This is a genomic window from Niveispirillum fermenti, assembly GCF_048066175.1.
GTDB classification, from domain to species: domain Bacteria; phylum Pseudomonadota; class Alphaproteobacteria; order Azospirillales; family Azospirillaceae; genus Niveispirillum; species Niveispirillum fermenti.
Map to the genome: position 1 here is coordinate 142,137 of NZ_JBLTXA010000008.1, position 26,211 is coordinate 168,347.

The 26,211-nt window shown below is 66.7% G+C and carries 29 protein-coding genes; 10 read left to right on the plus strand and 19 right to left on the minus strand.

The genetic code is table 11. From position 1 onward, the window contains the following. The first annotated feature begins 134 nt into the window (after positions 1-134). A complete protein-coding gene (locus ACM9LZ_RS10805; RefSeq protein WP_416619405.1) occupies positions 135-1,310 on the plus strand; it encodes an acetyl-CoA C-acetyltransferase in 1,176 nt (391 codons plus the stop codon). Positions 1,311-1,390: 80 nt separating this feature from the next. After that, positions 1,391-2,113 (plus strand): acetoacetyl-CoA reductase, encoded by a 723-nt coding sequence (gene phbB, locus ACM9LZ_RS10810; protein WP_416619406.1) that lies wholly within the window; start codon positions 1,391-1,393, stop codon positions 2,111-2,113. A 163-nt stretch (positions 2,114-2,276) separates the two neighbouring features. Here phbB and glgA read toward each other — a convergent pair whose 3' ends face one another. The 3 genes from glgA to glgC all read right to left on the minus strand — a co-directional run bounded on the left by glgA (position 2,277) and on the right by glgC (position 5,987). Beyond that, positions 2,277-3,770 carry a glycogen synthase GlgA gene (gene glgA, locus ACM9LZ_RS10815; protein ID WP_416619407.1) on the minus strand — a complete coding sequence of 498 codons (1,494 nt, stop codon included), beginning with the start codon at positions 3,768-3,770 and terminating at the stop codon, positions 2,277-2,279. Positions 3,771-3,793: 23 nt separating this feature from the next. Then, positions 3,794-4,636: a type I methionyl aminopeptidase gene (gene map, locus ACM9LZ_RS10820; protein WP_416619408.1), complete on the minus strand. Its 843-nt coding sequence runs from the start codon at positions 4,634-4,636 to the stop codon at positions 3,794-3,796. A 61-nt stretch (positions 4,637-4,697) separates the two neighbouring features. Beyond that, on the minus strand, positions 4,698-5,987 hold the full coding sequence (gene glgC / locus ACM9LZ_RS10825; protein ID WP_416619409.1) for a glucose-1-phosphate adenylyltransferase: 1,290 nt from the start codon (positions 5,985-5,987) through the stop codon (positions 4,698-4,700). 492 nt (positions 5,988-6,479) lie between these two features. Between glgC and ACM9LZ_RS10830 the strand changes: the two genes are divergently transcribed. Beyond that, positions 6,480-7,763 (plus strand): ammonium transporter, encoded by a 1,284-nt coding sequence (locus tag ACM9LZ_RS10830; protein WP_416619410.1) that lies wholly within the window; start codon positions 6,480-6,482, stop codon positions 7,761-7,763. Between the two features lie 136 nt (positions 7,764-7,899). Here the strand turns inward: ACM9LZ_RS10830 and ACM9LZ_RS10835 are convergent, their stop codons facing one another. Together ACM9LZ_RS10835 and ACM9LZ_RS10840 are read right to left on the minus strand one after the other, a co-directional pair. Further along, entirely contained in the window at positions 7,900-8,877 is a 978-nt protein-coding gene (locus tag ACM9LZ_RS10835; RefSeq protein WP_416619411.1) for an NADPH:quinone oxidoreductase family protein, read from the minus strand. Between the two features lie 117 nt (positions 8,878-8,994). Continuing rightward, complete coding sequence (locus tag ACM9LZ_RS10840) at positions 8,995-9,207, minus strand: hypothetical protein (RefSeq protein WP_416619412.1); 213 nt, start codon at positions 9,205-9,207, stop codon at positions 8,995-8,997. Positions 9,208-9,736: 529 nt separating this feature from the next. On the opposite strand from ACM9LZ_RS10840, the gene ACM9LZ_RS10845 reads away from it, so the two are divergent. From ACM9LZ_RS10845 to ACM9LZ_RS10855, 3 genes are read left to right on the plus strand one after another with little or no spacing between them, the layout of a single operon-like run. Then, the gene (locus ACM9LZ_RS10845) at positions 9,737-10,894 is read left to right on the plus strand and encodes a Re/Si-specific NAD(P)(+) transhydrogenase subunit alpha (RefSeq protein ID WP_416619413.1); all 1,158 of its coding nucleotides are present in this window, start codon (positions 9,737-9,739) and stop codon (positions 10,892-10,894) included. 12 nt (positions 10,895-10,906) lie between these two features. Next, complete coding sequence (locus ACM9LZ_RS10850; protein WP_416619414.1) at positions 10,907-11,338, plus strand: NAD(P) transhydrogenase subunit alpha part 2; 432 nt, start codon at positions 10,907-10,909, stop codon at positions 11,336-11,338. Between the two features lie 16 nt (positions 11,339-11,354). Further along, entirely contained in the window at positions 11,355-12,785 is a 1,431-nt protein-coding gene (locus ACM9LZ_RS10855) for an NAD(P)(+) transhydrogenase (Re/Si-specific) subunit beta (protein ID WP_416619415.1), read from the plus strand. A gap of 162 nt (positions 12,786-12,947) precedes the next feature. Here ACM9LZ_RS10855 and ACM9LZ_RS10860 read toward each other — a convergent pair whose 3' ends face one another. The 4 genes from ACM9LZ_RS10860 to ACM9LZ_RS10875 all read right to left on the minus strand — a co-directional run bounded on the left by ACM9LZ_RS10860 (position 12,948) and on the right by ACM9LZ_RS10875 (position 15,641). After that, positions 12,948-13,466, minus strand: a complete 519-nt coding sequence (locus ACM9LZ_RS10860) for a hypothetical protein (protein ID WP_416619416.1) — start codon at positions 13,464-13,466, stop codon at positions 12,948-12,950. A gap of 202 nt (positions 13,467-13,668) precedes the next feature. Beyond that, a complete protein-coding gene (gene purS, locus ACM9LZ_RS10865) occupies positions 13,669-13,911 on the minus strand; it encodes a phosphoribosylformylglycinamidine synthase subunit PurS (protein ID WP_416619417.1) in 243 nt (80 codons plus the stop codon). Positions 13,912-13,975: 64 nt separating this feature from the next. Further along, positions 13,976-14,740 carry a phosphoribosylaminoimidazolesuccinocarboxamide synthase gene (purC, locus tag ACM9LZ_RS10870; RefSeq protein WP_416619419.1) on the minus strand — a complete coding sequence of 255 codons (765 nt, stop codon included), beginning with the start codon at positions 14,738-14,740 and terminating at the stop codon, positions 13,976-13,978. Between the two features lie 148 nt (positions 14,741-14,888). Beyond that, a complete protein-coding gene (locus ACM9LZ_RS10875) occupies positions 14,889-15,641 on the minus strand; it encodes an NRDE family protein (RefSeq protein WP_416619420.1) in 753 nt (250 codons plus the stop codon). A 139-nt stretch (positions 15,642-15,780) separates the two neighbouring features. On the opposite strand from ACM9LZ_RS10875, the gene ACM9LZ_RS10880 reads away from it, so the two are divergent. Continuing rightward, a complete protein-coding gene (locus ACM9LZ_RS10880; protein WP_416619421.1) occupies positions 15,781-16,101 on the plus strand; it encodes a DUF1476 domain-containing protein in 321 nt (106 codons plus the stop codon). Between the two features lie 39 nt (positions 16,102-16,140). Here the strand turns inward: ACM9LZ_RS10880 and ACM9LZ_RS10885 are convergent, their stop codons facing one another. The 8 genes from ACM9LZ_RS10885 to coaBC form a co-directional block, all read right to left on the minus strand. Further along, positions 16,141-16,485 (minus strand): RNA-binding S4 domain-containing protein, encoded by a 345-nt coding sequence (locus ACM9LZ_RS10885; RefSeq protein WP_416619423.1) that lies wholly within the window; start codon positions 16,483-16,485, stop codon positions 16,141-16,143. Positions 16,486-16,489: 4 nt separating this feature from the next. Continuing rightward, positions 16,490-17,500, minus strand: coding sequence for an alpha/beta hydrolase (locus ACM9LZ_RS10890; RefSeq protein WP_416619425.1), 1,011 nt, complete (start codon positions 17,498-17,500; stop codon positions 16,490-16,492). Between the two features lie 68 nt (positions 17,501-17,568). After that, a complete protein-coding gene (locus ACM9LZ_RS10895; protein WP_416619560.1) occupies positions 17,569-18,153 on the minus strand; it encodes an NUDIX hydrolase in 585 nt (194 codons plus the stop codon). Positions 18,154-18,207: 54 nt separating this feature from the next. Beyond that, positions 18,208-18,354 carry an entericidin A/B family lipoprotein gene (locus ACM9LZ_RS10900; RefSeq protein WP_416619427.1) on the minus strand — a complete coding sequence of 49 codons (147 nt, stop codon included), beginning with the start codon at positions 18,352-18,354 and terminating at the stop codon, positions 18,208-18,210. 159 nt (positions 18,355-18,513) lie between these two features. After that, complete coding sequence (gene cysK, locus ACM9LZ_RS10905; RefSeq protein ID WP_416619429.1) at positions 18,514-19,476, minus strand: cysteine synthase A; 963 nt, start codon at positions 19,474-19,476, stop codon at positions 18,514-18,516. A 100-nt stretch (positions 19,477-19,576) separates the two neighbouring features. After that, positions 19,577-20,032 (minus strand): RrF2 family transcriptional regulator, encoded by a 456-nt coding sequence (locus ACM9LZ_RS10910; RefSeq protein ID WP_416619431.1) that lies wholly within the window; start codon positions 20,030-20,032, stop codon positions 19,577-19,579. A 10-nt stretch (positions 20,033-20,042) separates the two neighbouring features. Continuing rightward, positions 20,043-20,498 carry a dUTP diphosphatase gene (dut, locus tag ACM9LZ_RS10915; RefSeq protein ID WP_416619433.1) on the minus strand — a complete coding sequence of 152 codons (456 nt, stop codon included), beginning with the start codon at positions 20,496-20,498 and terminating at the stop codon, positions 20,043-20,045. 14 nt (positions 20,499-20,512) lie between these two features. Next, on the minus strand, positions 20,513-21,760 hold the full coding sequence (coaBC, locus tag ACM9LZ_RS10920) for a bifunctional phosphopantothenoylcysteine decarboxylase/phosphopantothenate--cysteine ligase CoaBC (protein ID WP_416619435.1): 1,248 nt from the start codon (positions 21,758-21,760) through the stop codon (positions 20,513-20,515). 474 nt (positions 21,761-22,234) lie between these two features. Between coaBC and petA the strand changes: the two genes are divergently transcribed. The 3 genes from petA to ACM9LZ_RS10935 are packed head-to-tail and all read left to right on the plus strand — an operon-like array spanning position 22,235 to position 24,899. Further along, the gene (petA, locus tag ACM9LZ_RS10925; protein WP_416619437.1) at positions 22,235-22,780 is read left to right on the plus strand and encodes a ubiquinol-cytochrome c reductase iron-sulfur subunit; all 546 of its coding nucleotides are present in this window, start codon (positions 22,235-22,237) and stop codon (positions 22,778-22,780) included. 26 nt (positions 22,781-22,806) lie between these two features. Continuing rightward, a complete protein-coding gene (locus tag ACM9LZ_RS10930) occupies positions 22,807-24,114 on the plus strand; it encodes a cytochrome b (RefSeq protein ID WP_416619439.1) in 1,308 nt (435 codons plus the stop codon). Next, complete coding sequence (locus ACM9LZ_RS10935) at positions 24,114-24,899, plus strand: cytochrome c1 (RefSeq protein WP_416619441.1); 786 nt, start codon at positions 24,114-24,116, stop codon at positions 24,897-24,899. The genes ACM9LZ_RS10930 and ACM9LZ_RS10935 overlap by 1 nt, the downstream gene beginning before the upstream one ends. Before the next feature lie 134 nt (positions 24,900-25,033). On the opposite strand, the gene ACM9LZ_RS10940 is transcribed toward ACM9LZ_RS10935, so the two are convergent. After that, a complete protein-coding gene (locus tag ACM9LZ_RS10940; protein ID WP_416619443.1) occupies positions 25,034-25,789 on the minus strand; it encodes an SDR family NAD(P)-dependent oxidoreductase in 756 nt (251 codons plus the stop codon). Between the two features lie 61 nt (positions 25,790-25,850). Beyond that, positions 25,851-26,198: a GNAT family N-acetyltransferase gene (locus tag ACM9LZ_RS10945; RefSeq protein ID WP_416619561.1), complete on the minus strand. Its 348-nt coding sequence runs from the start codon at positions 26,196-26,198 to the stop codon at positions 25,851-25,853. Positions 26,199-26,211 lie beyond the last annotated feature (13 nt).

A 26,211-nucleotide genomic window follows, 5' to 3' on the forward strand; every position in this document is an offset into this window, starting at 1 on the left:
CGCAATAATGCGGTTGTGGCGGGGCTGTCATGGACCCGTTGCTTGCACCGGCCAGCCGCTTCCGCCTAAGCTTCCGGGCGGAGGAATTGTCCGGGTCCCGGGGACCGGACGGCGAGATTTCAAGGAGAGGAACCATGGTCGAAGTGGTAATTGCCGGTGCGGCCCGCACCCCGATCGGCGCCTTCAATGGCGCCTTCGGTGCCGTGCCGGCCCACAAGCTGGGCGAGGTTGCCATCCGCGCCGCACTGGAACGCGCGAAGACCGATGCGGCCGAGGTGTCGGAAGTGGTGTTCGGTCAGGTGCTGACCGCCGGTCAGGGCCAGAACCCGGTGCGCCAGGCGGCCATCGCCGCCGGCATCCCGGCCGGCCGCACGGCCTTCGCCATCAACCAGATCTGCGGTTCGGGCCTGCGGTCCGTGGCGCTGGGTTACCAGTCGCTGCTGCTGGGCGATACCGAGGTGGTGGTCGCCGGCGGGCAGGAGAGCATGAGCCTGTCCCCGCACGCCATCTATATGCGTGGTGGCACGAAGATGGGCGACGCCGCGCTGGTCGACACCATGATCCGCGACGGGCTGTGGGACGCCTTCAACAATTACCACATGGGCCAGACGGCCGAGAATGTGGCCGCCAAGTTCGCCATCAGCCGGGAGGAGCAGGACGCCTTCGCCGCCGCTTCGCAGAACAAGGCCGAGGCGGCGCAGAAGGAAGGCCGCTTCAAGGACGAGATCGCGGCCGTCACCGTGTCGGGCCGCAAGGGCGATGTGATCGTCGATACCGACGAATATCCCAAGCACGGCACGACGGCGGAATCGCTGGCCAAGCTGCGTCCCGCCTTCAAGAAGGACGGCACGGTCACGGCCGGCAACGCATCGGGCATCAATGACGGTGCCGCCGCGCTGGTGCTGATGCGGGCGGACAATGCCGCCAGGCGCGGCGTGGCCCCGCTGGCCCGCATCGCCTCCTGGGCCACGGCCGGCGTCGATCCGTCCATCATGGGGACCGGCCCCATCCCGGCCAGCCGGGAGGCGCTGCGCAAGGCCGGCTGGTCCATCGACCAGCTGGACCTGATCGAGGCGAACGAGGCCTTCGCGGCGCAGGCCATCGCGGTCAACCGCGACCTGGGCCTGGACCCCGCCCGGGTGAATGTGAATGGCGGCGCCATCGCGCTGGGCCATCCGATCGGCGCATCGGGCGCCCGTGTGCTGATCACGCTGCTGCATGAGATGATCCGGCGCGATGCCAAGAAGGGTCTGGCGACCCTTTGCATCGGCGGCGGCATGGGCGTCGCGCTCTGTGTCGAGCGGGACTGACGGTCGGACGGAACGGGGGTGCCAGTCACCCCCGTTCGCTTTTTTGCGCAAAGTGATTTTCCAACGAAGGGGGAAACAAGATGGCACGAGTGGCATTGGTTACGGGCGGTACGCGCGGCATCGGCGAGGCGATTTCCGTCGCGCTGAAGGAAGCCGGCTATCTGGTCGCCGCCAATTACGGCGGCAATGACAAGGCCGCCCAGGAATTCACCGAGCGGACGGGCATCCCCGCCTACAAGTTCGACGTGTCCGATTTCGAGGCGGTGAAGGCGGCCGTGGCCAAGATCAAGGCCGATCTGGGACCGGTGGATATCCTGGTCAACAATGCCGGCATCACCCGTGACACCACGATCCACCGCATGACGTTCGAGCAGTGGAACGATGTGATCCAGACCAACCTGGCAAGCTGCTTCAACACCTGCCGCGCCGTGATCGATGACATGCGGGAACGCAATTTCGGCCGCATCGTCAATATCGGTTCCATCAACGGTCAGGCCGGCCAGTATGGCCAGGTGAACTATGCCGCCGCCAAGTCGGGCATCCACGGTTTCACAAAGGCGCTGGCCCAGGAAGGGGCGGCCAAGGGGATCACCGTGAACGCCATCGCGCCCGGCTATATCGATACCGACATGGTGCGCGCCGTGCCGCCCAACGTGCTGGAGAAGATTGTCGCCAAGATCCCTGTTGGCCGCCTGGGCAAGGCCAGCGAGATTGCGCGCGGCGTGCTGTTCCTGGTGGGGGAAGAGGCCGGCTTTGTCACCGGGTCCACCCTGTCCATCAATGGCGGCCAGCACATGTATTGATGCGCGGACCCCGGCGCGCCACGGCGCGCCGAAGGGCGCTGTGAAGAAGGGGGGCGGGGCCGGTGTGGCACCCGCCCTTTTTCATTCATTCCGCGGGGCCTAGGCACCGCCGCCCCTCTGGCGACCCTGGCGGCCGGGCACGGCCGGCCAGCGCCCGCCAATATCAGGGACCGGCCGCGGCGATGGCGGCCTTGTAGGTTTCGACATAATGGCGGGCGGATGCCGTCCATGATACGTCGCGCGCCATGGCGTTGCGCTGCACCTGCCGCCAGCGGTCGGTCTGCGGATGCAGGGCCAGGGCCCGGTCGATGGCATTGATCAGGGCCGGCACCGTGACGGGGCCGAAGGTGAAGCCGGTGGCCGTGCCATCGGACAGCGCATCGTCGGTGCAGTCGGTCACCGTATCGGCCAGCCCGCCCACACGGCTGACCAGCGGCAATGTGCCATAGCGCAGGGCATACATCTGGGTCAGGCCGCACGGCTCGAACCGGGACGGCACCATCAGCACGTCCACGCCGGCCTGCAGGCGGTGGGACAGCGCCTCGTCATAGCCCAGCACCAGCCCGACGCGGCCCGGATAATGCCGGGCGGCCCCGGCAAGCGCCTGTTCCAGCCCGGCCGCACCCGTGCCCAGCACGGCAAGCTGCGCGCCGCGCGCCACCAGATGCGGGATGGCCTGCACCACCAGATCGATGCCTTTCTGGTCGGTCAGGCGGCTGACGATGCCGAACAGCGGGGCATGGATGTCCGGGGTCAGGCCGAAGGCCCGCTGCAGGTCGGCCTTGTTATGTTCCTTGGCAGGCAGGGTGCCGGCATCATAGGGGGCGGCAAGCTGGGGATCGCGCGCCGGGTTCCAGGCGTCGGTGTCGATGCCGTTCAGAACGCCTTCCAGCACGCCGGCGCGGGCACGCAACAACCCGTCCAGGCCGAAGCCGAACACCTCCCCTTGAATTTCCGTCGCATAGGTGGGGCTGACCGTGGTCAGCCGGTCCGAATAGACCAGGCCGGCTTTCAGGAACGACAGGTGGTTGTGGAACTCGAACCCCTGCGGCGTGAACCCGTCCCAGGGCAGGCCCAGCATGGGCACCATGTCGGCGGGGAACAGCCCCTGGAAGGCCAGGTTGTGGATCGTGAACACGGTCCCCGGCCGTTTCAGGCCCGCCAGGGGCCAGAGCGGGAAATGCAGATGGGCTGCGGCCAGGCCCGCCTGCCAGTCATGGCCATGCAGCACGTCCGGCTTCCACATCGCGCGGCCGGTGCTCCCGTCGCCGGCCAGCCCGATCAGGGCCGCCACGCGGCCCAGGGCCGCGAAACGCAGATGGTTGTCGCTCCAATCCTTCCCGTCGGGTCCCAGATAGGGGTTGCCCTTGCGCCCGAAGAAGCTGGGAATGTCCAGCGCATAGACGATGCCGCCATCCACGCCGCGCCCGGCCACCAGCCGGGCCGGCGCTGCCGAGGGCAGGCCCGGCAGCCCGCGCAGATCGCGCAGCACGCGGATGCCGTCCAGCCTTTCCAGCACGCCGGGATAACCGGGGATCAGCAGCCGGACATCCACCCCCACAGCCCGCAGGGCGGCCGGCAGGGCACCGGCCACATCCCCCAGGCCGCCGGTCTTCACATAGGGCAGGCATTCCGACGAGACGAAAAGAACGCGCATGATCGGGTCCGGGATTGTTGGGATCATCGGATATCGCCGCCGGGGGGCGGCATGGGGCAATGCTGGCCCGTGGGGGACAGGGTGAAGATCTCCACCCCGTCCGCGGTCACGCCCACCATGTGCTCGAACTGGGCCGACAGCGACAGGTCGCGGGTGATGGTGGTCCAGCCATCGGCCAGCGTGCGCACGCCGGGACCGCCCTGGTTCAGCATGGGTTCGATGGTGAAGACCATGCCGGGCACCAGCTTCATGCCCTTGCCCGGCCGGCCGAAATGCATCACGTCGGGCGCATCGTGGAAGATGCGGCCGATGCCGTGGCCGACATAATCGCGCACCGTGGAATAGCCATAGGTCCGGCCCGTCTGCTCGATGGCGTTGCCGACATCGCCCAGATGGCGTCCGGGGGCCACCTGGGCCACGCCCGCCATCATGGCATCATAGGTCGTGCGCACCAGATGCGCGGCAGCCGGCGCCACCGCGCCCACCGGATAGGTGCGGCTGGTATCCCCGTACCAGCCATCCACGATGGCCGTGACATCGATATTGACGATGTCGCCTTCCATCAGCCGTGTCCGGTCGGACGGGATGCCGTGATTGACGACATGGTTGGGGGAGATGCAGCAGGATTTGGGAAAACCGTGATAGCCCAGCGTGGCCGGCACGGCCCCGCGGGCCCGCAGAAAGCCATCCACCTCCCGGTCCAGGTCGCCCGTCGTCACGCCGGGCCGGATGAAGGGGGCGATATGATCCAGGCAGGCCGCGGCGGCCTGCCCCGCGGCGCGCAGGGCGGCGAAGCCCGCCGCATCCTGCAGGGGCACGCGGCGCCCCTGCGGGTCCAGCACGAAATTGCCGGCATAGGTCTTCATCGCCGCCCCCCTGATGTTCCGTCGGCATGGTTCCCCATGATGGCACCAAAGGGCCGGCCCGTCAGCCGGCCAGCCTGTCCAGCATGTCCTGGGTGATCAGCACCACGCCATTTTCCGACCGGTAGAAGCGGCGGGCATCCTCCTGCGCGTTCTCGCCCACCACCAGGCCGGCCGGGATGACACAGCCCCGATCGACCACCACCTTGGTCAGCCGGGCGTTCCGGTTGATCTCCACCTCCGGCAGGATGACGGCGTCGGTCAGCTCGCAATAGGAGTGGACGCGCACCTTGTTGAACAGCAGCGACCGGCGCACCAGCGACCCCGAGGTGATGCAGCCGGCCGACACCATGCTGTCCACCGCCATGCCGCGGCGGCCATCATCATCGAACACGAACTTGGCGGGGGGCAATTGCTCCTGGTAGGTGAAGATGGGCCAGTCGCGGTCATAGAGGTCGAGGTCCGGCGACACCTGGCACAGGTCCAGGTTGGCTTCCCAATAGGCGTCCACCGTGCCCACATCGCGCCAATAGGCGACACCGGGCTGGGCGCGGTTGCGCACACAGCTTTCGCTGAAATGGTGGGCCATCACCTTGGCCCGGTCCACCAGATAGGGGATGATGTCCTTGCCGAAATCGCGTGAGGAGCCCTGTTCGCGGGCGTCGCGCTCCAGATGTCCGTATAGGAACTGGGCGTTGAAGATATAGATGCCCATGGAAGCCAGCGACATGTCGGGCTTGCCGGGCATGGGCGGCGGGTCGGCCGGCTTTTCCAGAAAGCTGACGATGCGGTCCTCTTCATCCACATGCATGACGCCGAAGCCCGTCGCCTCCCGGCGCGGCACCTCGATGCAGCCCACCGTCACATCCGCGCCCGTGCGGATGTGGCTGGCCAGCATGTTGGCGTAATCCATCTTGTAGATATGGTCGCCGGCCAGGATCAGCACCCATTCGGCCTTGTGGGACCGCAGGATGTCCAGGTTCTGGTACACCGCATCGGCCGTGCCCTGATACCAGCTTGTCTCGTCGATGCGCTGCTGGGCGGGCAACAGGTCGATGAACTCCCCGATCTCCCCGCGCAGGAAATTCCAGCCGCGCTGAAGATGACGCAGGAGGGAATGCGACTTGTACTGCGTCAGCACGGAAATGCGGCGGAAGCCGGAATTGATGCAGTTGGACAGCGCGAAATCGATGATGCGGAACTTGCCACCGAAATGCACGGCCGGCTTGGCCCGGCGGTCGGTCAGTTGCTTCAGCCGGCTGCCGCGCCCGCCCGCCAGCACCAGGGCCAAGGCATGACGCGGTGCCTGCCGCAGATCGCGGTCCAGACGCTGTTCAGACTGACTGGTGAGCAATTCCCGATCCTCCCATCCTGACGCCAGGGACGCCGCCGCTTCATCCGGCGGCTGTCTTCGTGCCCGATGCTCTCACATGCATCCGGCCGGGTCACGTCCCGATACGTATGCGCGAGGGTGTGGAACGGGCAGGGCAGACAACGAAATCGCGAAGACCGCCTGTGCCGGTACGCGCGATCGGAAATGCCGGAAAATTGCCTATTTTTTAATCTGACGCATTTTTAGCCGCTGAATCGGGGTAATACGGGCGAGGTGTTTTTGTCTAAATTATTGTTTGAATTAACTTTATCCCGATTTCGCACCGCTGGAAACAGCACAAAATTTGTGCAAACAGTCCGGATTCGCAGGGGAGTCCTGGGTGGCTGCGTGGATTCCGCTCAGGACCGGATGTAGGGATTCCGCCGCTTTGCGTTGCGGCACGGACTTTGAATAGAGGGGAAACGGCGTGTGCGGCGGCCGGTCGGCCCCGTGCCCACAAGAATGGGGAGCCACATGAATCGTATGTTCAAGACCCTTATCGCGGCGTGCCTGGCGTTGGTTCCGGGCGTGGCCCTCGCTCAGGACGCGGCGCCGACCCTGGACTCAGGCGATACCGCCTGGCTGCTGACGTCCACGGCGCTGGTGCTGTTCATGACCATTCCTGGTCTGGCACTGTTCTATGGCGGCATGGTCCGCAAGCCGAACGTCCTGACGATGGTGATGCAGAGCTTCGCCATCACCGCCCTGATCTCCGTGCTCTGGGTGGTGGTCGGCTTCAGCCTGGCCTTCGGTGAAGGCAATGCCTATATCGGCGATTTCAGCCGCGCCTTCCTGGCGGACGTGACGGTCGACAGCCTGTCGGGAAGCATCCCGGAATCGCTGTTCATCGTATTCCAGATGACCTTCGCCATCATCACGCCGGCCCTGATCACCGGCGCCTTCGCCGACCGCATGAAGTTCTCGGCCATGCTGCTGTTCATGGGCCTGTGGTCGCTGATCGTCTATGCCCCGGTCTGCCACTGGGTGTGGGGCGGCGGCTTCCTTGGCGGCGACGGCGTGCTGGACTTCGCCGGCGGTACCGTCGTGCACATCAATGCCGGTGTCGCCGGTCTGGTGGCGGCCATCGTGCTGGGCAAGCGCAAGGGCTATGGCTCTTCCGACATGAAGCCGCATAACCTGGTCCTGTCGGTTATCGGCGCCGCCTTCCTGTGGGTGGGCTGGTTCGGCTTCAACGCCGGTTCCGCCGCCGCCGCCAATGGCAGCGCCGCCATGGCCATGCTGGTCACGCAGGTTGCCGCCGCCACCGCGACGCTGGCCTGGATGTTCGTGGAATGGGGCGTGAAGGGCAAGCCGTCGGTCCTGGGTGCCATCTCCGGTGCCGTCGGTGGCCTGGTCGCCATCACCCCGGCCGCCGGTTTCGTGGGCATCGACGGTGCGCTCGGCATCGGTCTGGCCGCCGGCATCATCTGCTACTTCGCCTCCACCACGCTGAAGCATGCCCTGAAGTATGACGACAGCCTGGATGTGTGGGGCGTTCACGGGGTCGGCGGCATCGTCGGCGCCATCCTGACCGGCGTCTTCGCCCGTGAGGCCATCGGCGGCACCGCCGGCGCCCTGGAAGGCAATATCGGTCAGGTCTGGACCCAGATCTGGGGCATCCTGGCCACGATCGTCTGGGCCACCATCGGCACGACCGTCATCCTCTACGTCGTCAAGGCCATCGTCGGCCTGCGCGTGGATGAGGAGGCCGAGCGCGACGGTCTGGACATCGCCCTGCACGGCGAGTCGGTCCAGTAAGCTCCGGGCATCCGTCTGGAAAGAAAGCCGCCGCACCGGGCAACCGGTGCGGCGGTTCCATTTCCGGGGGGTATGGGCCATCGCGGGGGATCGCGCCCACCGGGGTTGACCCCGCTTCAAGTGCCCCGTCTCCCGCCTACCCGATGGTCAGCACGACCTTGCCCGTGGCCTGGCGTCCCGACAGCAGGCCGAAGGCGCGGGCATGGTCGGACAGGGGCAGCGCATGCGACACATGCGGGCGCAGCTTGCCCTGTGACCACAGGTTCAGCAATTCACCCAGGCTCTGGCCCAGGCGCCGGGGATCGTGCTTGCGATAGGCGCCCCAGAACAGTCCCAGCACGGCGCAGTTCTTCACCAGCAGCAGGTTGGCCGGCACCTGGGGGATGCGTCCCGCGGCGTAACCGATGGTGATGATACGCCCGCACCAGGCGATGTTGCGCAAGGCGGCATCGAAATAATCGCCCCCCACGGGGTCGAAGACGACGTCCACCCCCTTTGGGGCCAGTTCCTTCAGCCGTCCCTTCAGATCCTCCGCGCTGTAATCGATCCCCTCGTCCGCCCCGTGTGCGCGGGCCACGTCCAGCTTTTCCGGGGATGACGCGGCGGCGATGACGCGCGCGCCCAGCGCCTTGCCGATCTCCACCGCTGTCAGCCCCACGCCGCCCGATGCGCCCAATACCAGCAGCGTTTCTCCGGCTTGCAGGCGCGCCCTGTCGGTCAGGGCCAGGTGCGAGGTGCCATAGGCCACGGGAAAGCCGGCGGCCGTGGCGAAATCCATGCCGTCCGGGATGGGCAGGACCGCCCCCGCCTCCACCACCGTTTCCTCCCGGAAGGCCCCCTTGGCCGACAGGGCCATGACCCGCTGTCCCACCGCCAGATGCCGTACCCCCTCACCCCGTTCGGTGATGATGCCGGCGCATTCCATGCCGGGGACAAAGGGAAAGGGGGGCTTTTCCTGGTACTTGCCTTCGATGATCAGGGTGTCGGCAAAGTTCAGGGCAGCCGCCTTGACGGCGATCCGCACCTCTCCCGCCCCCAGCGGCAGGGGAGGCACTTCGGCCAGGGACAGTTTCTCCGGCGGTCCGAATTCGATGCACTGCAATGCCTTGGGCATGCGCTTCCTCCCGTTCTTGCACTGGTTCGTTCAAACAATTGTTTGAAGGGTGCGACGGGGAGGGGGCGCCGTCAAGGGGTGTGGCTCGGCCGGCGGGTGCCGGCAGCGCGGCCGGTGCTAGCGCTTGATGCCTTCGTCCGTCAGCACGACGACCTGGTATCCGCGATATTCAGCCGGCGCCCCATGGTCGGGGCCGGAGACGCGCAGGAAAATCCGCCCCTCCCCCAGGCCGGTGCCGACAACGGGGCGGCCGGCATCGGTCAGTTCCTTGAACAGGGTGCGGGCGGCGTCGGCCAGCGGATGTTTCTCGGGTGCTGCGGTATCGGTCATGGTCATTGGCGCTTCGGGCTGGGGCGGGGGGCACTGTGCGACGGAACGGCCGGGCCGGTCCAGACCCCTGCTTGCCCCCGACGCCATTGCAAGGGCGGTGCGCCTCAGCCGCATGGCAGGGCGGCTGTCCGGGTCCATGAGGAAGGAATGGCCGCCAAGCTGGACGTTCGTCGCAGTTGGATTTGTAATGATACTACACATTCTCCGGCATTCCAGGGCCGATTCGGCAGGCGACATACGTGAATTTTGCCCTAAAGTGCAGACTTAATATGGAATGCCACTAGCAACATGATGTCATCCAGGACGGCACACCCGACTTGTCCGATGGCAGGTGCGGACGGGGTTGCCCAGGGATCGATTATCGGGCGTCCCGTTTGGCAACATGGCGCTATGCCCCCGCAAAGCTTCACAAAGATTACCGGATGCGTCATCGTGCGGGTGCAAAATTATCGGCCGGCATAATCCTGAAGGAACTCCGGCCACCTGGGCCGCCTTTTGGCAGAGGACTTGAGAGGGGGAATCGGATCGCATGAAAATCGCCATACCGAGGGAGCGCCGGGCGCACGAGCTGCGAGTCGCAGCAACGCCTGACACGGTGCGCAAATATATCGGGCTGGGATTCGAGGTGGTGGTGGAGGCGGGCGCGGGCCTGGGCTCCGCCATCACCGACGAGGCCTTCACCGCCGCCGGGGCGGGCATTGCCCCCGATCTGGCCTCGACCCTGACCGGGGCTGACATCGTGCTGAAGGTGCAGCGCCCCCTGACCGCCGGGGAAGGCGATGTCGATGAACTGGCCCTGCTGAAACCGGGGGCCATCCTGATCGCCGGCCTGTCGCCCTATGGCGCGCCGGAGACGGTGGCCGCCTATGCCGCCGCCAAGGTCGATGCCTTCGCGATGGAGTTCATGCCGCGCATCACCCGTGCGCAGAGCATGGACATCCTGTCCTCGCAGTCGAACCTGGCCGGCTACCGCGCCGTGATCGAGGCGGCGAACGAGTTCGGGCGCGCCTTTCCCATGATGATGACGGCCGCTGGCACGGTGCCGCCGGCCCGCGCGCTGATCATGGGGGCCGGCGTGGCCGGCCTGCAGGCCATCGCCACCGCCAAGCGCCTGGGCGCCGCGGTGTCGGCCACCGACGTGCGCCCGGCCACCAAGGAACAGGTGGAAAGCCTGGGCGGCACCTTTGTCGCCGTCATGGACGAGGAGTTCCAGCAGGCCCAGACGGCCGGCGGCTATGCCAAGGAAATGTCCAAGGAATACCAGGCCAAGCAGGCGGCCCTGATCGCCGAGACGATCAAGAAGCAGGACATCGTCATCACCACGGCCCTGATCCCCGGTCGCAAGGCGCCCATCCTCGTCACCGACGAGATGCTGAAGACCATGAAGCAGGGTGCCATCCTTGTGGATCTGGCCTGCGAGCAGGGTGGCAATGTGGAAGGTGCGGTGGCCGGCCAGGTTGTGGAGAAGTACGGCGTGAAGATCATCGGCCGCATCAACATGCCGGGCCGCATCGCCGTCGACGCCTCGGCCCTGTACGCCAAGAACCTGCTCAACTTCATCACGCCCTTCGTCGACAAGGAGACGAAGACGCTGAAGATGAACTGGGAGGACGAGGTGGTGAAGGGCACGGGCCTGACCCGCGACGGCGCCGTCGTCCACCCCGCCTTCAACAAGCCCGCTGCCTGAGGAGGAGCCGCCATGACCTTTGCTGCCAAAGCGGACAGCGGCACGGAGCTGCTGAGCAACCTGGATGCCGCGCGTGAGCAGGCGGTCCAGTTGGCCAACAAGATTTCGATGCTGGAGGCGCAGCTTGCCCATGCCGGCGGGATGCCCTTCATCGTCACGGGCCTGACGGTCTTCGTCCTGGCCTGTTTCGTCGGCTATTACGTCGTCTGGAAGGTGACGCCGGCCCTGCACTCGCCCCTGATGGCGGTGACCAATGCCGTGTCGTCGGTCATCATCGTCGGCGCGCTGATCGCCACGGGGGCCGCGGCCAGCGGCTTTTCCGCGCTGATGGGTTTCCTGGCCGTCGTGCTGGCCAGCGTGAACATCTTCGGCGGCTTCATGGTCACGCAGCGCATGCTGGCCATGTACAAGAAGAAGGCGCCCGCCGGCGCCGCCAAGAAGTGATCGGGGAGGAACCATAATGCTCATCACCGCATCGCTTCTCTATCTCGTTTCCGGGGTGCTGTTCATCCTGGCCCTGCGCGGTCTGTCCAGCCCGGAAACGGCGCAGGCGGGCAACCGCTTCGGCATGATCGGCATGGCGCTGGCCATCGTCACCACCCTGTTCGCGCTGCCGGCCCTGACGGGCCAGTCGCTGGAATTCGGCCGGCTGATCCTGATCGTGGCCGGCATCGCCATCGGCGGCGCCATCGGCGTCGTGATCGCCAAGCGCATCCAGATGACGCAGCTTCCTCAGCTCGTCGCCGCCTTCCACAGCCTGGTCGGCCTGGCCGCCGTGTTCGTGGCGGGTGCCGCCTTCTACTCGCCGGAAAGCTTCAATATCGGCCGGCCCGGCGCCATCCATATCGGCTCCATCATCGAGATGAGCCTGGGTGTCGCCATCGGTGCCATCACCTTCACCGGCTCGGTCGTTGCCTTCCTGAAGCTGGACGGGCGGGTCAGCGGCAAGCCGCTGGTCTTCGGCGGGCAGCATCTGCTGAATGCCGGCCTGGGCATCGCACTGGTCGTGCTGATCGCACTGCTGTGCTTCACGCAGTCGGAACTGCTGTTCTGGATCATCGTGCTGCTGGCGCTGGCGCTGGGCCTGCTGCTGATCCTGCCCATCGGCGGCGCCGACATGCCCGTCGTCGTGTCGATGCTGAACAGCTATTCCGGCTGGGCCGCGGCCGGCATCGGCTTCACCTTGCAGAACAACCTGCTGATCATCACCGGCTCGCTGGTCGGCGCCTCCGGCGCCATCCTGTCCTACATCATGTGCAAGGGCATGAACCGGTCGATCTTCAACGTCATCCTGGGTGGCTTCGGCGGTGACACGGCCGCGGCCGCGGCGGGTGGCGGCGCTGCCATCGACCGCAGCTTCAAGGCCGGCTCCGCCGACGACGCGGCCTTCATCATGAAGAACGCGACCAAGGTGATCGTGGTCCCCGGCTATGGCATGGCCGTGGCCCAGGCCCAGCATGCGCTGCGCGAAATGGCCGACCTGCTGAAGAAGGAAGGCGTGGAGGTGAAGTACGCCATTCACCCCGTCGCGGGCCGCATGCCCGGCCACATGAACGTGCTGCTGGCCGAAGCCAACGTGCCCTATGACGAGGTGTTCGAACTGGACGAGATCAACCGTGATTTCGGCCAGGCCGACGTGGCCTATGTCATCGGCGCCAACGACGTGACCAACCCGGCCGCCAAGACCGACCCGGCCAGCCCCATCTTCGGCATGCCCATCCTGGATGTGGAAAAGGCCAAGACGGTACTGTTCATCAAGCGGTCCATGGGTGCCGGCTATGCCGGCGTAGAGAACGAACTGTTCTTCCGCCCCAACACCATGATGCTGCTGGGTGACGCCAAGAAGGTGACCGAGGAGATCGTGAAGAACCTCTCGGGCAGCGGGCACTGATACTATTTTGCGGTGATCAGAACCTGTTGGTTCTGGTCACCGCCCTCAATCGCCGGCGCCAACATTCGTTGGCTTGGCTCCGCCGCACAAAAGAAGGGCCGCCCCGGAAATCGGGCGGCCCTTTTTGCATCCTGCCGTCTGTCCGGTGTCGGCGTTGATGGGCTATTTCACCCGGCGGACCTTGATCAGGCCGGAGACGCCGTCGATCACCATGTTGTAGCTGCCCACCATTCCCTTCTCGATGCGCAGGCTGCGTCCGGCCCGCAGGTTGGACAGCGAGCGGGCCACCGTCTGGGTCCAGACCTGGCCATTATCGAGGGTGAAGGTGTAACGCTCGTAACCGGCCTGCTGGAAGCTGACCAGCGTCGCTGTGATCTCCGCCACCTCCTCGATCCCGCGCTCCTTGCTGGACAGGCGTTCCGCGCCGAACGCCTGCTGCGGGCTGGCCGCCACCACCGGCGGCGGGGGGGCGGGGGGCAGGGCGGCGGCCATTGGCGGGGCCTGACGCAGGGCCGGAACCGCCCGGTCATAGCAGGCCAGGCGTGCCGCATCATCCGTGACGCCCAGGCATTTCAGCACCTCGTCCGGTGCGGCGGCCCGCGCGGGCAGGCCGCCGGCCGCGAGGGGCAGGGCGGCGAACAGGGCGGCGGCGAACAGGCTGGACAGGCGGATATCACGCATCGGGGTCGCATCCCTGACAGGGTTGGCGCTGGGGACCCGGCCCTGGGATCCCTACGGACAGGGAAAAGCAGGGCAGGAGACTGTCGATAGAACAGTCTCTACCTGCCGATGGCGAATATCTCAATGATTGAAGCGAGATGGGCGTCAGGCGGGACAGGCCCGCGCCGCGCCGGATACGGGCGGCACGGGGGATGCCGGGGCGTCAGGCCACCAGTTCGATCGAATAATTCTCGATCACGGTGTTGGCCAGCAGCTTGCGGCACATGTCCTCGATCTGGGCCTTGGCCTTGGCCGGATCGGTCTCGGCCACTTCCAGTTCGATCAGCTTGCCCTGGCGGACCTCGCCGATCCCGTCGAAACCCAGATTGGTCAGGGCATGGCCGATGGCCTTGCCCTGCGGGTCCAGCACGCCGTTCTTCAACGTCACCACGACCTTGGCCTTCATGGGGAAACCCTTTTCAACAACGCGGAGGAAACCGGATAGCGGATGGTGGCCACTGCCGTCCTGGTCACTGCACCAGCTTGGGGGCGGTGTGATCGCCGGGTCCGGCCTCGGGCAGAATGCCCAGGCGGCGGGCCACTTCCTGATACGCCTCGGCGACATTGCCCAGATCCTGGCGGAAGCGGTCCTTGTCCAGCTTCTCGTTGGTCTTGGCGTCCCACAGGCGGCAATTGTCCGGGCTGATCTCATCGGCCAGGACGATGCGCATCTCCTCGTTCTCCCACAGGCGGCCGAATTCCACCTTGAAGTCGACGAGCTTCAGCCCGATGCCCAGGAACAGGCCGTTCAGGTAATCATTGATGCGCAGGGCCAGCGACAGCATGTCGTCCAGATCCTGCGGGGCGGCCCAGCCGAAGGCCGTGATATGCTCTTCCGACACCATCGGATCGCCCAGCTCGTCGTTCTTGAAATAATATTCGACGATGGAGCGGGGCAGCGGCGTGCCCTCCGGAATGCCAAAGCGCTTGGTCAGGGACCCGGCGGCGATGTTGCGGACCACCACCTCGATGGGGATGATCTCCACCTCGCGCACAAGCTGTTCGCGCATGTTCAGGCGGCGGACGAAATGGTGCGGGATGCCGATCTCGCCCAGTTTCGTCATCAGATATTCGCTGATACGGTTGTTCAGCACGCCCTTGCCCGTGATCGTGCCCTTCTTCTGGGCGTTGAACGCGGTGGCGTCGTCCTTGAAATACTGGACCAGGGTACCCGGCTCGGGGCCTTCGTACAGGATCTTGGCCTTGCCTTCGTAGATGCGCCGGCGTCGGGTCATGGGTCTGGTGTCCAGCAATCGTTCCAGCCAAAGGGATACGGACCCGCGTGGCGCTGGCCAGCGGGTCCGACGCCCACCCTATAGCAAGCAACGGGGCCGGGCACAATGCAAGCAGCGATGCGGGCGGGTCAGTGCTGGGTGGCTTGGATCAGAGGTCGATGGGCTGGAACGGCGTCTGGTCGGGCCGTCCGGCGGCGAACAGGACGCGCGGCGGCGCGCCCGACCGCTGCATGGAGGGCAGGGCGACCAGCGCCGAACTGCCCGTGCCATAACCCCAGTCGGTGACGATGCACATGGCCCCACGCGGGCCCGCATCGCCGTCCCAGATGCGGCAGCCCAGCAATTCCTGCCAGGCGCGCCAGTCATCCTTGTCCGGATCGGGGATGGCCGCGGCCTGGAACAGGGGGCGGAAGAAACGGGTGCGCGGATTGTGCGTGTCGTTCAGGTCGGTGCTGGCGATGACGGAAAGCCCGTCCGGCACGCGATGGGTTCGGATCCGCCCGCCATCGGCCGGCAGCGACAGCCAGAAGGCATCCCGGTTGTCGGCGACCAGCAGGTTGAACGGCCGGTAGGCGCGGCCGTCCAGATGGCCCAGCGCATCGGCCGCGGCCTCCGCGTCGGCATGGTCCAGCGCGTCCAGCACCAGTTCGCCGCGCGACCGCTTGCCGGCCTGTGGCCCCAGCGTGTGTTCCCGGTTCAGGACCGTGGCGACGACGCCATGGTCGTTGATGCCCAGCCAGGACCCGCCGCCCGTCTCGTCCAGGCCGGCCAGCACCTCCGGCCGGTCGGGCCAGTGGCGGGCCGGTGGCTTCCAGGGGCGGGCCAGCATCTCGTCCCGGTTGCCGGCCAGAAGCAGCGGCCATTCATGACCGGGACGACGCAGGATGACCACCGTACACATGGGTGCGACACCTTCACATTACGACCAATGGACACCATCCTATACGGTGCGAAGCGCAGCAGACGATGGCGGCTGGCGCATGACCGGTATATAAGCAGCCGCGGAACGATAGCGGGTTTTCATTCACAGAGGGAAGAAGATGACCACGTTCGACGATCGCGAACAGGCATTCGAGAACAAGTTCAAGCACGACCAGGAACTGCTGTTCCGCATCTATGCCCGCCGCGCCCGCCTGGTCGGCCTGTGGGCCGCGGAGCAGATGGGCATCACCGGCGAGGACGCCGCCGCCTATGCCAAGCAGGTCGTGGCCGCCGATTTCGAGGAGCCGGGCCACAAGGACATCGTCCGCAAGATCCTGGCCGATTTCCAGGCCAAGGGTGTCGCGATTTCCGAGCACCGGGTGGAGAAGGAGCTGGACACCCAGCTTGAGATCGCCCGCGCCCAGATCCAGAGCGAGTAGTTGCGGGCGCCGGCATGTCCGGCGCCGCGATACCCGTGCCTATCCCCGCGGCAGCCTTGCTTCCGGCGTCGGCGGGTCCAGGTCCTCGTAGAGCGCCTGGGCCTCTGCCGCCGGCCCGCGCCGCGCGGCCAGTGCTGTCACCCTGATCACCCGCACATAGGCGCCCAGCGGGAAGGTCAGCACGTCCCCCACCTTCACGGGCTGGCTGGATTTCGATACCGGGGCACCACCCAGGCGCAGCGTGCCGGAACCGGCCAGCTTCGCCGCCTGGCTGCGTGTCTTCAGGAACCGCGCATACCATAGCCATTTGTCCAGCCGCAGCCGGCCCCGGGCCATATCGGCGGCATCGGACGGATCGGTCGGGGTTATATCCTGCCCGGTCATCGGGTCAGCCGTTCAGGCAGCGGACCAGATAGGGCAGGCTTTCATCCATCCGGTAATCGATGGAGGAATGGTCGTCGGGAAATTCCTCGTACCGGTGGCGCACATCCAGCGCCTCCAGCCGGCGGTGCAGCCGGCGGGCGCCGTGGATCAGGTTATACTGGTCGCGGTCGCCGCAATCGATGAACAGGCCCTTCAGCCCCCGCAGCGCGTGCGCCCGGCTTTCCACCAGCCGCACCGGGTCCCATTCCAGCCAGTTGGCCCAGCGTTCCGCGATGATCTCGCACGTATCGGGGGTGACGGGCAGGCGGATGCCCAGATGTTGAGACGGGTCGGGATCATAGGTGGCGGCCATGCACAGGATCATCAGGACGTGGGTGTCCTTGCCATCCGTCTTGCGGGTCGTCTCAAAGGCATTCATGAACCGCTCGATGGAGCCGCCATGCCGGCTCAGCGCGCGCAGCACGCCCGGCATGTCGGGCAGGTAGCAGAGTTCGAACGCCATGTCACCGGAATGGCAGGCCGCCGCCGCCCAGATATCGGGGCGCAGGAAGACATGCGCCAGCGCGCCATATCCTCCGCTGCTCTTGCCGAAAAGGGCGCGCCGCCCGGCCCCGCCGCACCCGAACCGGCGTTCCACGAAGGGCACCGCCTCGTCGCACAGGAAATCCATCCAGCGGCCCATGGCGGCGGAATTGATGTACTGGTTGCCGCCCAGGCGGGTGAAACAGTCGGGAAAGGCGACGGCGGCCGGTGCCATGGCCCCGCTATCGATCAGCCGGTCCAGACGTTCCGGCAGGTTCTCGCCGAAATTCTTCCAGTTGGTGTGTGCCGGGCCGCCGGCGGTATAACCCACGAGGTCGATCAGCAGCGGCAGGTCCCGCCCGTCATGGCCGGCGGGGACATAGACATGGATGTCGCGTTCCGACGGGTCGCCCAGCAGATTGTCCCGCAGGACCTGGCTGCCCAGCGTGAGGCGGTGAACGGTGCCGCGGGCGGCATGCAGGGAACGGCGCATCGACGGGTCCGGCTTTCTCTGGCAGGTTTCGGTATCGCGCCCGCATCTTCGCCCACAGGCGGGGCCGGTTACAAGCCCTCCACGGGCGGGGGCGGGTTGGTGCCGGGGGCGAAACCGGTCAGGCCCGCCCGGTCGCGCCATTCATGCAGGGCCCAGGACACGCTGGGAAAGGCCAGTTCGTCCCAGGGGATATCCCCCCAGGCGAACATTCCCACCTCCAGGCTCTCGGTCCCGGGGGCGATGGCGGGATCGGACAGGCTGGCGCGATAGATCATCTGCACCTGCGAAATGCGCGGAATATTGTAGACGGCCAGCAGCGCATCGATGGCGATCCGGGCCGTCGCTTCTTCCCACGCTTCACGCGCGGCACCCTGCTCCGTCGTCTCTCCCAGTTCCATGTAGCCGGCGGGCAGGGTCCAGAAGCCGCGGCGCGGCTCGATGGCGCGCCGGCACAGCAGGAAGCGGCCGGTGGCGTCGGTCACCACGGCCCCCACGACGATCTTGGGATTCTCGTAGGCGATATAGTTGCAATCGGGGCAGACCAGCCGCTCCCGATCCTCCCCCTGGGGCGCCGTGCGAAGGCGCGGACCCGTGGTCGGGGCCGGCGGGACAGGCGGACGGGGCGGAGTATGGGGCGGGGAAGGTGGCGGCATGCTCATGCCGCCACCATGCCGTCAAAGCCTTACGGCATCAAGCGGCGATCAGGATCAGCTCTTGGCGTCCTGGGCCGTGTCCTCGATGGCCTTGCCGCCGGACTTCACATCCTTGCCCACGCCTTCCACGGTATTGCACGCCGAAAGCGCCAGCAGGGAAACCAGCAGGGGGGCTGCAACGGTCAGAAAACGCTTCTTCATGATATCCTCTCGTCCTGGAACCGGCCCGGGAGGCCGGCTGACAAAACGAGAAACACAGCGCAAGGTCGATTGTTCCGTTCCCCCTTCCCGCAAATCGGGGGCATCGACACGGATGGCCGCAGCCCCTGGCGGCAAGGGGGCCGCCAGGGGCTGCGGTCCTTACTCCAGCCCCTCGAACAGGGCCGTGGACAGGTAACGCTCGGCGAAGCTGGGCAGCACGACGACGATCAGCTTGTCCTTGTTCTCGGCCCGCGCACCCACCTCGAACGCGGCGGCCAGCGCGGCACCGGAGGAGATGCCGACGGCCACGCCCTCGGTCCTGGCCGCCTCGCGGGCCAGTTCAAAGGCACGGACGTTGGAGATGCGCAGCACCTCGTCGATCAGGTCCTTGGACAGGATGTCGGGCACGAAGCCGGCGCCGATGCCCTGGATCTTGTGCGGACCGGGCAGGCCGCCGGACAGGACGGGACTGTCCTCGGGCTCCACGGCGATGACCTGGAAGCCGGGCTTGCGTTCCTTCAGCACCTGGGCCACGCCGGTCAGCGTGCCACCCGTGCCGACGCCGGAAATCAGGATGTCGGCCTTGCCCGCCGTGTCGTTCCAGATTTCCTCGGCCGTGGTGGCCCGGTGAATGGCCGGATTGGCCGCGTTCTTGAACTGCTGGAGCATATAGGCACCCGGTGTGCCGGCCAGCAGCTCCTCCGCCTTGGCGATGGCGCCCTTCATGCCCTGCGGGGCCGGGGTCAGCACCAGTTCCGCCCCCAGCAGCTTCAGCATCTTGCGCCGTTCCAGCGACATGCTTTCCGGCATGGTCAGGATCAGGCGATAGCCCTTGGCCGCCGCCACGAAGGCCAGGGCGATGCCCGTATTGCCGGATGTCGGCTCGATGAGCACGGTCCGGTCGGGTGCGATCTTGCCCTCGGCCTCCGCCGCCTCGATCATGGCCTTGCCGATGCGGTCCTTCACGCTGGACAGCGGGTTGAAGAATTCCAGCTTGGCCACGACATCGGCCACGACCCCGTGCTTGGCCGCCAGCCGGCTCAACCGCACAAGCGGCGTGGCCCCGATGGTGTCCAGGATATTGTCGTAGATCTTGCCACGGAATTCGGCGTTGGCGGACATTTCACGTCTCCGTTGTGGTATTTATCGGAAATACCGGGTCGGGAATGTATATAGGCAGTGGCGACGGGTGTCAAAGCCGTGCCGGTGCCACGGGCCGGGATCAGATGCTGAAATCCAGCTTGGACGCGGCCTCGCTGGCCACGCCGGCCTGATGGGCCCGCACGCACAGATCCTCGATGCTGGTCTGTTCCAGGCGGGCCATCACCTCTTCCTGCAATTCCGCCCACAGCGGGCGGACGACCTTGCGGCCCAGCTCCGCGCCGACCTCCTCCTCGATCGGGTCGGTGGCCTGTTCCAGGGCGCGCACGACGCGCACGATCTCCGCCACCGTGATGCGGCGGCGTTCCTTGGCCAGCCGGTAGCCGCCCTTGGGCCCGCGCACCCCGGCCAGCACCCCGGCGCGCACCAGGGCCTGCAGCACCTGCTCCAGATAGCGCTTGGGGATGCCCTGGCGCTGGGTGATCTCGGCCGATTGCACGGGGGCCGATCCGGCATTATAGGCGATGTCCAGCACGGTCTCGATGGCGAACATCAGCTTCTTGGAAATCCGCAGCATCCTCGTTCCCTCAGCCCTTGGTGCCCGTGGACCCGAATCCACCAGCCCCGCGTTCGGTCTCATCCAGATCATCCACCTCCACCCAGGCCGCCCGCTCATGCCGGGCGATCACCATCTGGGCGATGCGCATGCCCCGTTCCACCGTGAAGCCCGTGTCGGACATGTTGGCCAGGATCACCTTCACCTCGCCGCGATAATCGGCATCGATGGTGCCGGGGCTGTTCAGCACGGTGATGCCGTTCTTCAGGGCCAGGCCGGAACGGGGGCGCACCTGCGCCTCATACCCCGGCGGCAGGGCGATGGCGATGCCGGCCGGCACCAGCGCGCGCGCGCCGGGGGCGATGGTCAGCGGGCCGTCCAGTGCTGCCAGCAGGTCCATGCCGGCCGACAGGGCCGTGGCATAGGCCGGCAGCGCCAGGTCGGCACCATGCGGCAGTCGGCGGATGGAAATGCTGGTCTCTGACATTCCTATATTCTTTCCTATATCTTTCCGTTTCCGAAATGATCGACGATGGCGGTGGCCAGACGTGCCGCCACCTCGGTCTTGGGCAGGTCGGTCCAGATGTCCTCCTGGCCGTCGGCGCGGATGACATGCACGGAATTGCGGTCGCCGCCGAAGGTGCCCGTGGCGGGCGACACGTCATTGGCGACGATCCAGTCACAGCCCTTGCGCTGCCGCTTGGCACGGGCATAGGTCTGCACATCATTCGTTTCGGCTGCGAAACCGATGACAAGGGCCGGCCTTTCGGGCCCCGGGGCTGACAGGGTGGCCAGGATGTCGGGGTTCTCCGCCAGCCGCAGGGCGGGCGGGCCGCCGCCATCCTTCTTCAGCTTCTGTTCCGCCGCCCCGTCCACGCGCCAGTCGGCGACGGCCGCGGCGGCCACGAAGATGTCGGCCGGCAGGGCCGCGCGGCAGGCGGCCAGCATTTCCGCCGCCGTCTCCACCGGCACCACGGTCACCCCTGCCGGGTCGGTCAGGCGCACCGGCCCGCTGACCAGCGTGACGCGCGCGCCCAGGGCGGCCAGGGCGGCGGCCACGGCATGGCCCTGTTTGCCGCTGGACCGGTTGGCGATATAGCGCACGGGGTCGATCGCCTCATGCGTCGGGCCGCTGGTCACCAGGGCATGGCGGCCGGCCAGCGGCCTGGGCGCATCCCGTTGTGCGAACCAGGCGATCAGATGATCGGCGATGGCCAGCGGTTCGACCATGCGGCCGGGCCCATATTCGCCACAGGCCATGGCGCCGTCATCGGGGCCGATGATACCCACGCCGCGCGCCGCCAGCAGGTCCAGGTTGGCCCGGGTGGCCGGATGTTCGTACATGCGCACATTCATGGCGGGCGCCACCAGCACGGGCTTGTCGGTGGCCAGCAGCACCGTGCTGGCCAGATCGTCGGCCAGCCCGTGCGCCATGCGGGCCAGGATGTTGGCCGTGGCGGGGGCGACCAGCACCAGGTCCGCCTGCCGCGACAACTGAATATGGCCCATCGCCGATTCGTCGGTCAGGGACCACAGGTCGCGATAGACCGTATCCTCCGACACCGCCTGCAGGGCCAGCGGGGTCACGAAGCGTTCCCCCCCGCCCGTCAGCACGACGCGCACGGCCGCCCCCCGTTCCCGCAGGCGCCGCACCAGGTCCGGGGTCTTGTAGGCCGCGATGCCGCCGCTGACCACCAGCAGGATGCGGCGGCCGGCGAGGGGCGGGGCGGGTGGGGGTGTCTGTTGCAAGGGGGGCCGGCATCAAGCTGGGGCGGAACCGGGCCTGTCCCGATTCTCCGCGAATTGCGCCATGGCGGGCCGGGCAAAGCACGGCGCCGCCGCTGTGAAATCAGGGATATTCCCAAACCCGGCCGGATGCAAGCGCGCCGCTTGGGCCGCGCCATGCGTTGCCGCCGGGGGCCGGATGTCCGTGCGCGACAGATTGTCCAGAAGCACGCGCTTCCCAACGGTTGGCGGGGCATGTATATCGAACATCCGCGACCGGAGAATCCTTCGGCCGCTCCGTTCGTGTTGGCCTTTTCAACAGGCTGCCGCCATGACCATCCCCGATGGGACATGCTGGCGCTGCAGATGGGGATGGCCAGGCCGGCGGACAAGCCTATTCGTGCCCGGCCCCCGCCGGGTCACAACAAGTCGTTCCAGTCTTGGGCGGCGGCCCGGTGGGGGCCATCGCCCGGTTCGCTCTTTGAGGAGAAGAGAGGTATGGCGGACACCATGCATGCGGGCGACGGCCAGACCCGCCGCGATTTCATCTATCTGGCTGCCGCCGCCATGGGTGGCGTTGGTGGTGCCGCCGCCCTGTGGCCCTTCATCCACAGCCTTAACCCGGCCGCCGATACGCTGGCGCTGGCCAGTGTCGAGGTCGACCTGGCCCCGATCCAGACCGGTCAGGCCATCAAGGTCATGTGGCGCGGCAAGCCGGTCTTCATCCGCAACCGCACGCAGGAAGAGATCGACACCGCCCGCGCCGTGCAGCCGGCGGACATGATCGATCCGCAGGCCGACCAGGACCGCGTGACGGCGGGCAAGGATAACTGGCTGGTGCTGGTCGGGGTCTGCACCCATCTGGGCTGCATTCCGCTGGGCACTTCCTCGGGCGAGACGAAGGGTGAGTATGGCGGCTGGTTCTGCCCCTGCCATGGCTCGCACTACGACACGTCGGGCCGTATCCGCAAGGGCCCCGCGCCGGCCAACCTGCATGTGCCGGAATACACGTTCCTGACCGACACCCGCGTCAAGATCGGCTAAGAACAGATCCAGTCAGGGAGTGCCAAATGGCTCACGCCCCACAATCCAATTTCGAGAACCCGGTGGTGAACTGGATCGACCAGCGCCTGCCGATCTTCACGATGATGAGCAAGGAGTACGGGGTTTTCCCGACTCCGCGCAATTTCAACTATTTCTGGAACTTCGGCGCGCTGGCCATGTTCGTGCTGGTGACGATGATCGTTTCCGGCATCGTGCTGGCGATGCATTACACGAACAACACGGCACTGGCCTTCGACAGTGTCGAGCGCATCATGCGCGACGTGAACTGGGGCTGGATGATCCGCTACATCCATGCCAACGGCGCGTCGATGTTCTTCATCGTCGTCTATATCCACATCTTCCGCGGTGTCTATTACGGCTCGTACAAGGCCCCGCGTGAACTGGTGTGGATCTTCGGCGTCATCATCCTGCTGCTGATGATGGGCACCGCCTTCATGGGCTATGTGCTGCCCTGGGGCCAGATGTCCTTCTGGGGCGCCACGGTGATCACGAACCTGTTCTCCGCCATCCCGGTGGTGGGCGACAGCATCGTGACCCTGCTGTGGGGTGGCTTCTCGGTCGACAATCCGACGCTGAACCGCTTCTTCGCGCTGCACTACCTGCTGCCGTTCGTGCTGCTGGGCGTCGTCGTGCTGCACGTCGCCGCCTTCCACATGACCGGTTCCAACAACCCGCTGGGCATCGAGCCCAAGGGTCCGCAGGACACGGTGCCGTTCCATCCCTACTACACCACGAAGGACATTTTCGGCCTGACGATCTTCCTGATCTTCTTCGCCGGCTTCGTGTTCTTTGCCCCGAACCTGCTGGGCCACCCGGACAATTACATTCCGGCCGACCCGCTGGTGACGCCGGCGCATATCGTGCCCGAATGGTACTTCCTGCCCTTCTACGCGATCCTGCGCTCCATCACCTTCTCCATCGGGCTGCCCTTCACCGACGTGGTGCTGATCCCCGCCAAGCTGGGCGGCGTGCTGGCCATGTTCGGTTCCATCGCCATCATGCTGTTCCTGCCCTGGCTGGACACCTCGCCGGTCCGTTCGGCCCGGTTCCGCCCGATCTACAAGTGGTGGGTGCTGCTCTGCCTCGTGCCGGCCTTCATCATGCTGGGCTATGCCGGTGGCAAGCCGGCCGAGCCGCCCTATGTCTGGATCGGCCAGTTGGGCACCGTGATGTATTTCGCGTTCTTCCTGGCCCTGCCCATCATCGGCCGGATCGAGAAGCCGCTGCCGCTGCCGGACAGCATCGCCCAGGCTGTCCTGGGTGGTGGCAAGACCGCCGCCGGCTCTACCGCTCAAACGATGGAGAAGGCCTGATGCGTCGTCTTCGCACCCTGATCGCCGCAGGCGTTCTGTCCATTGCCGGCCTGACGGCCGGCGCCCAGGCTGCCGGCGACGCCCCCGTGCCGCCGGCCCAGAACTGGGGCCATGGCGGGGTCAACAGCTTCCTGTCCTTCTTCAAGGGCTATGATTATGCGTCCGTGCAGCGCGGTCTGCAGGTCTACAAGGAAGTCTGTGCGGCCTGTCATTCCCTGCATCTGGTGGCCTATCGCAACCTTCAGGAAGTCGGCTTCACCGAGGAAGAGGTGAAGGCCATCGCGGCGTCGGTGGAAATCACCGACGGCCCGAATGACGAGGGCGAGATGTTCGCCCGGCCCGGCCTGCCGGCCGACCGGTTCAAGAACCCGTTCCCCAACAAGCAGGCCGCAGCCTTCGCCAATGGCGGCAAGGCCCCGCCGGACCTGTCGCTGATCGTGAAGGCCCGTGCCCATCACGAAGATTACATCTATGGCCTGCTGACCGGTTACACCGATGCCCCCGCCGGCTTCGACCTGCCGTCCGGTCTGGCCTACAACCAGTACTTCCCCGGCCATGCCATCGCCATGGCACAGCCGCTGTACGACAATGGCATCACCTATACCGATGGGACGCCGGCTACGGCGGCCCAGCAGGCACATGACGTGACGACCTTCCTGGCCTGGGCCGCCGAGCCCAAGCTGGAGGAGCGCCGCCGCGTCGGGATGATGGTGATGATCTTCCTGGTGATCTTCGCGGGCATCATGTACGCGGCCAAGCGCCGCGTGTGGGCGAACCTGCACTGATCCCCGGTTGGGGGGGGGGGACCGGGCGACCGGCTCCCCCGCCATCTGGCATGACGAAGGGCCGCATCCGGTGACGGGGCGGCCCTTCGGCTTTTCAACATTCCCCGGCGGGTTTCGCCGGCGGGGGAAGGGCATCACAGCATGACGGCGCCGCCGCAGGGGCTGATGCACTGGCCGATCATGTGCCGTGCCTCGTCCGATGCCAGGAAAAGATAGGCCGGCGCCACATCGGCAGGCTGGCCCAGCCGCTGGCTGGGCAGGGCGCGACGCACCGCCTCCACCCCTGCCAGCGCGGTGCCAGAGGTCGGCTTGGGATCGATGGCGCCCGGCGCCACGCAATTGGCCGTGACGTCGCGGGGGCCGATATCATGCACCAGGCTGCGGGTGAAGCCCAGCAGCGCGCCGGCCGCGGCACCATACAGCGTATAGCCCGGCGCCCCGTGATAGGCCACATCCGACACCGTGGTGACGATGCGGCCGTAATTCTGGGCGAACATCAATGGCAGCACCATGCGCGTCACCATGAAGGCCGACCGGACATTGGCGGCCATCACCGTGTCGAACTGCTCGGCCGTCGTGTCGATGAAGGTGACGGCCGGGCGCAGGCCGGCATTGTTGATCAGGATATCCACACGGCCCAGGCCCGTGACGGCCCCTTCCACCAGTTCATAGGCGCCGTTGGTTCCCGTGATGTCGGCCTGCAGGGCCAGCACGCGGGCACCGGCCCGCTCGGCCTCCCGTGCTAGGTCCCCGACGGCGGTCCGCTGTCCTTCCTCGTCGTAATGCAGGACCAGATGGGCCCCTTCTTGTGCGAAGGCCATCGCCACGGCCCGGCCGATCACATTTCCGGCCCCTGTGATCAGGGCCACCCGATCCTTCAACCGTGCCATCGCCAACCCTTTCCCCGCGGTGGATGCAAGCCGCCATCCTGACCGCGCACGCCGGCCGGCGTCAACGGATAGCGCCGGCCGGCGCCTGCTGCAGGGGCTTGGCGAAGCAGGCCGACCAGGGGCGCCCGGCATAAGGGCCGTAATTGTCGGTCAGGTGATAGCCATGCCGGCGGTAGAAGCCGACGGCCCGGTCGTTGGCCCAGCGCGTTTCCAGCACCAGCCGGCGAAGGCCCATGGCGCGCGCGCCATCCTCCAGGAAGGCCAGCAGGGCGGCCCCCACCCCGGTGCTGCCGGGCTCGGCATACATCCGCTTGATCTCCCCCGTATCGTCCGCGAAGGGCAGCAGCGCCCCGCAGCCCACGGCCCGGCCCTCCAGGTGGGCCAGGGCGAACAGGCGCCGGGCCGGCAGGGCCGATGCCTAA

What these genes read in the sequence shown, in the direction of transcription:
- ACM9LZ_RS10805 (WP_416619405.1), top strand. Translation starts at nt 135, where the DNA reads ATGGTCGAAGTGGTAATTGCCGGTGCGGCCCGCACCCCGATCGGCGCC.
- phbB (WP_416619406.1), top strand. Translation starts at nt 1,391, where the DNA reads ATGGCACGAGTGGCATTGGTTACGGGCGGTACGCGCGGCATCGGCGAG.
- glgA (WP_416619407.1), bottom strand. Translation starts at nt 3,770, where the DNA reads ATGCGCGTTCTTTTCGTCTCGTCGGAATGCCTGCCCTATGTGAAGACC.
- map (WP_416619408.1), bottom strand. Translation starts at nt 4,636, where the DNA reads ATGAAGACCTATGCCGGCAATTTCGTGCTGGACCCGCAGGGGCGCCGC.
- ACM9LZ_RS10830 (WP_416619410.1), top strand. Translation starts at nt 6,480, where the DNA reads ATGAATCGTATGTTCAAGACCCTTATCGCGGCGTGCCTGGCGTTGGTT.
- ACM9LZ_RS10835 (WP_416619411.1), bottom strand. Translation starts at nt 8,877, where the DNA reads ATGCCCAAGGCATTGCAGTGCATCGAATTCGGACCGCCGGAGAAACTG.
- ACM9LZ_RS10840 (WP_416619412.1), bottom strand. Translation starts at nt 9,207, where the DNA reads ATGACCGATACCGCAGCACCCGAGAAACATCCGCTGGCCGACGCCGCC.
- ACM9LZ_RS10845 (WP_416619413.1), top strand. Translation starts at nt 9,737, where the DNA reads ATGAAAATCGCCATACCGAGGGAGCGCCGGGCGCACGAGCTGCGAGTC.
- ACM9LZ_RS10850 (WP_416619414.1), top strand. Translation starts at nt 10,907, where the DNA reads ATGACCTTTGCTGCCAAAGCGGACAGCGGCACGGAGCTGCTGAGCAAC.
- ACM9LZ_RS10855 (WP_416619415.1), top strand. Translation starts at nt 11,355, where the DNA reads ATGCTCATCACCGCATCGCTTCTCTATCTCGTTTCCGGGGTGCTGTTC.
- ACM9LZ_RS10860 (WP_416619416.1), bottom strand. Translation starts at nt 13,466, where the DNA reads ATGCGTGATATCCGCCTGTCCAGCCTGTTCGCCGCCGCCCTGTTCGCC.
- purS (WP_416619417.1), bottom strand. Translation starts at nt 13,911, where the DNA reads ATGAAGGCCAAGGTCGTGGTGACGTTGAAGAACGGCGTGCTGGACCCG.
- purC (WP_416619419.1), bottom strand. Translation starts at nt 14,740, where the DNA reads ATGACCCGACGCCGGCGCATCTACGAAGGCAAGGCCAAGATCCTGTAC.
- ACM9LZ_RS10875 (WP_416619420.1), bottom strand. Translation starts at nt 15,641, where the DNA reads ATGTGTACGGTGGTCATCCTGCGTCGTCCCGGTCATGAATGGCCGCTG.
- ACM9LZ_RS10880 (WP_416619421.1), top strand. Translation starts at nt 15,781, where the DNA reads ATGACCACGTTCGACGATCGCGAACAGGCATTCGAGAACAAGTTCAAG.
- ACM9LZ_RS10885 (WP_416619423.1), bottom strand. Translation starts at nt 16,485, where the DNA reads ATGACCGGGCAGGATATAACCCCGACCGATCCGTCCGATGCCGCCGAT.
- ACM9LZ_RS10890 (WP_416619425.1), bottom strand. Translation starts at nt 17,500, where the DNA reads ATGCGCCGTTCCCTGCATGCCGCCCGCGGCACCGTTCACCGCCTCACG.
- ACM9LZ_RS10895 (WP_416619560.1), bottom strand. Translation starts at nt 18,153, where the DNA reads ATGCCGCCACCTTCCCCGCCCCATACTCCGCCCCGTCCGCCTGTCCCG.
- ACM9LZ_RS10900 (WP_416619427.1), bottom strand. Translation starts at nt 18,354, where the DNA reads ATGAAGAAGCGTTTTCTGACCGTTGCAGCCCCCCTGCTGGTTTCCCTG.
- cysK (WP_416619429.1), bottom strand. Translation starts at nt 19,476, where the DNA reads ATGTCCGCCAACGCCGAATTCCGTGGCAAGATCTACGACAATATCCTG.
- ACM9LZ_RS10910 (WP_416619431.1), bottom strand. Translation starts at nt 20,032, where the DNA reads ATGCTGCGGATTTCCAAGAAGCTGATGTTCGCCATCGAGACCGTGCTG.
- dut (WP_416619433.1), bottom strand. Translation starts at nt 20,498, where the DNA reads ATGTCAGAGACCAGCATTTCCATCCGCCGACTGCCGCATGGTGCCGAC.
- petA (WP_416619437.1), top strand. Translation starts at nt 22,235, where the DNA reads ATGGCGGACACCATGCATGCGGGCGACGGCCAGACCCGCCGCGATTTC.
- ACM9LZ_RS10930 (WP_416619439.1), top strand. Translation starts at nt 22,807, where the DNA reads ATGGCTCACGCCCCACAATCCAATTTCGAGAACCCGGTGGTGAACTGG.
- ACM9LZ_RS10935 (WP_416619441.1), top strand. Translation starts at nt 24,114, where the DNA reads ATGCGTCGTCTTCGCACCCTGATCGCCGCAGGCGTTCTGTCCATTGCC.
- ACM9LZ_RS10940 (WP_416619443.1), bottom strand. Translation starts at nt 25,789, where the DNA reads ATGGCACGGTTGAAGGATCGGGTGGCCCTGATCACAGGGGCCGGAAAT.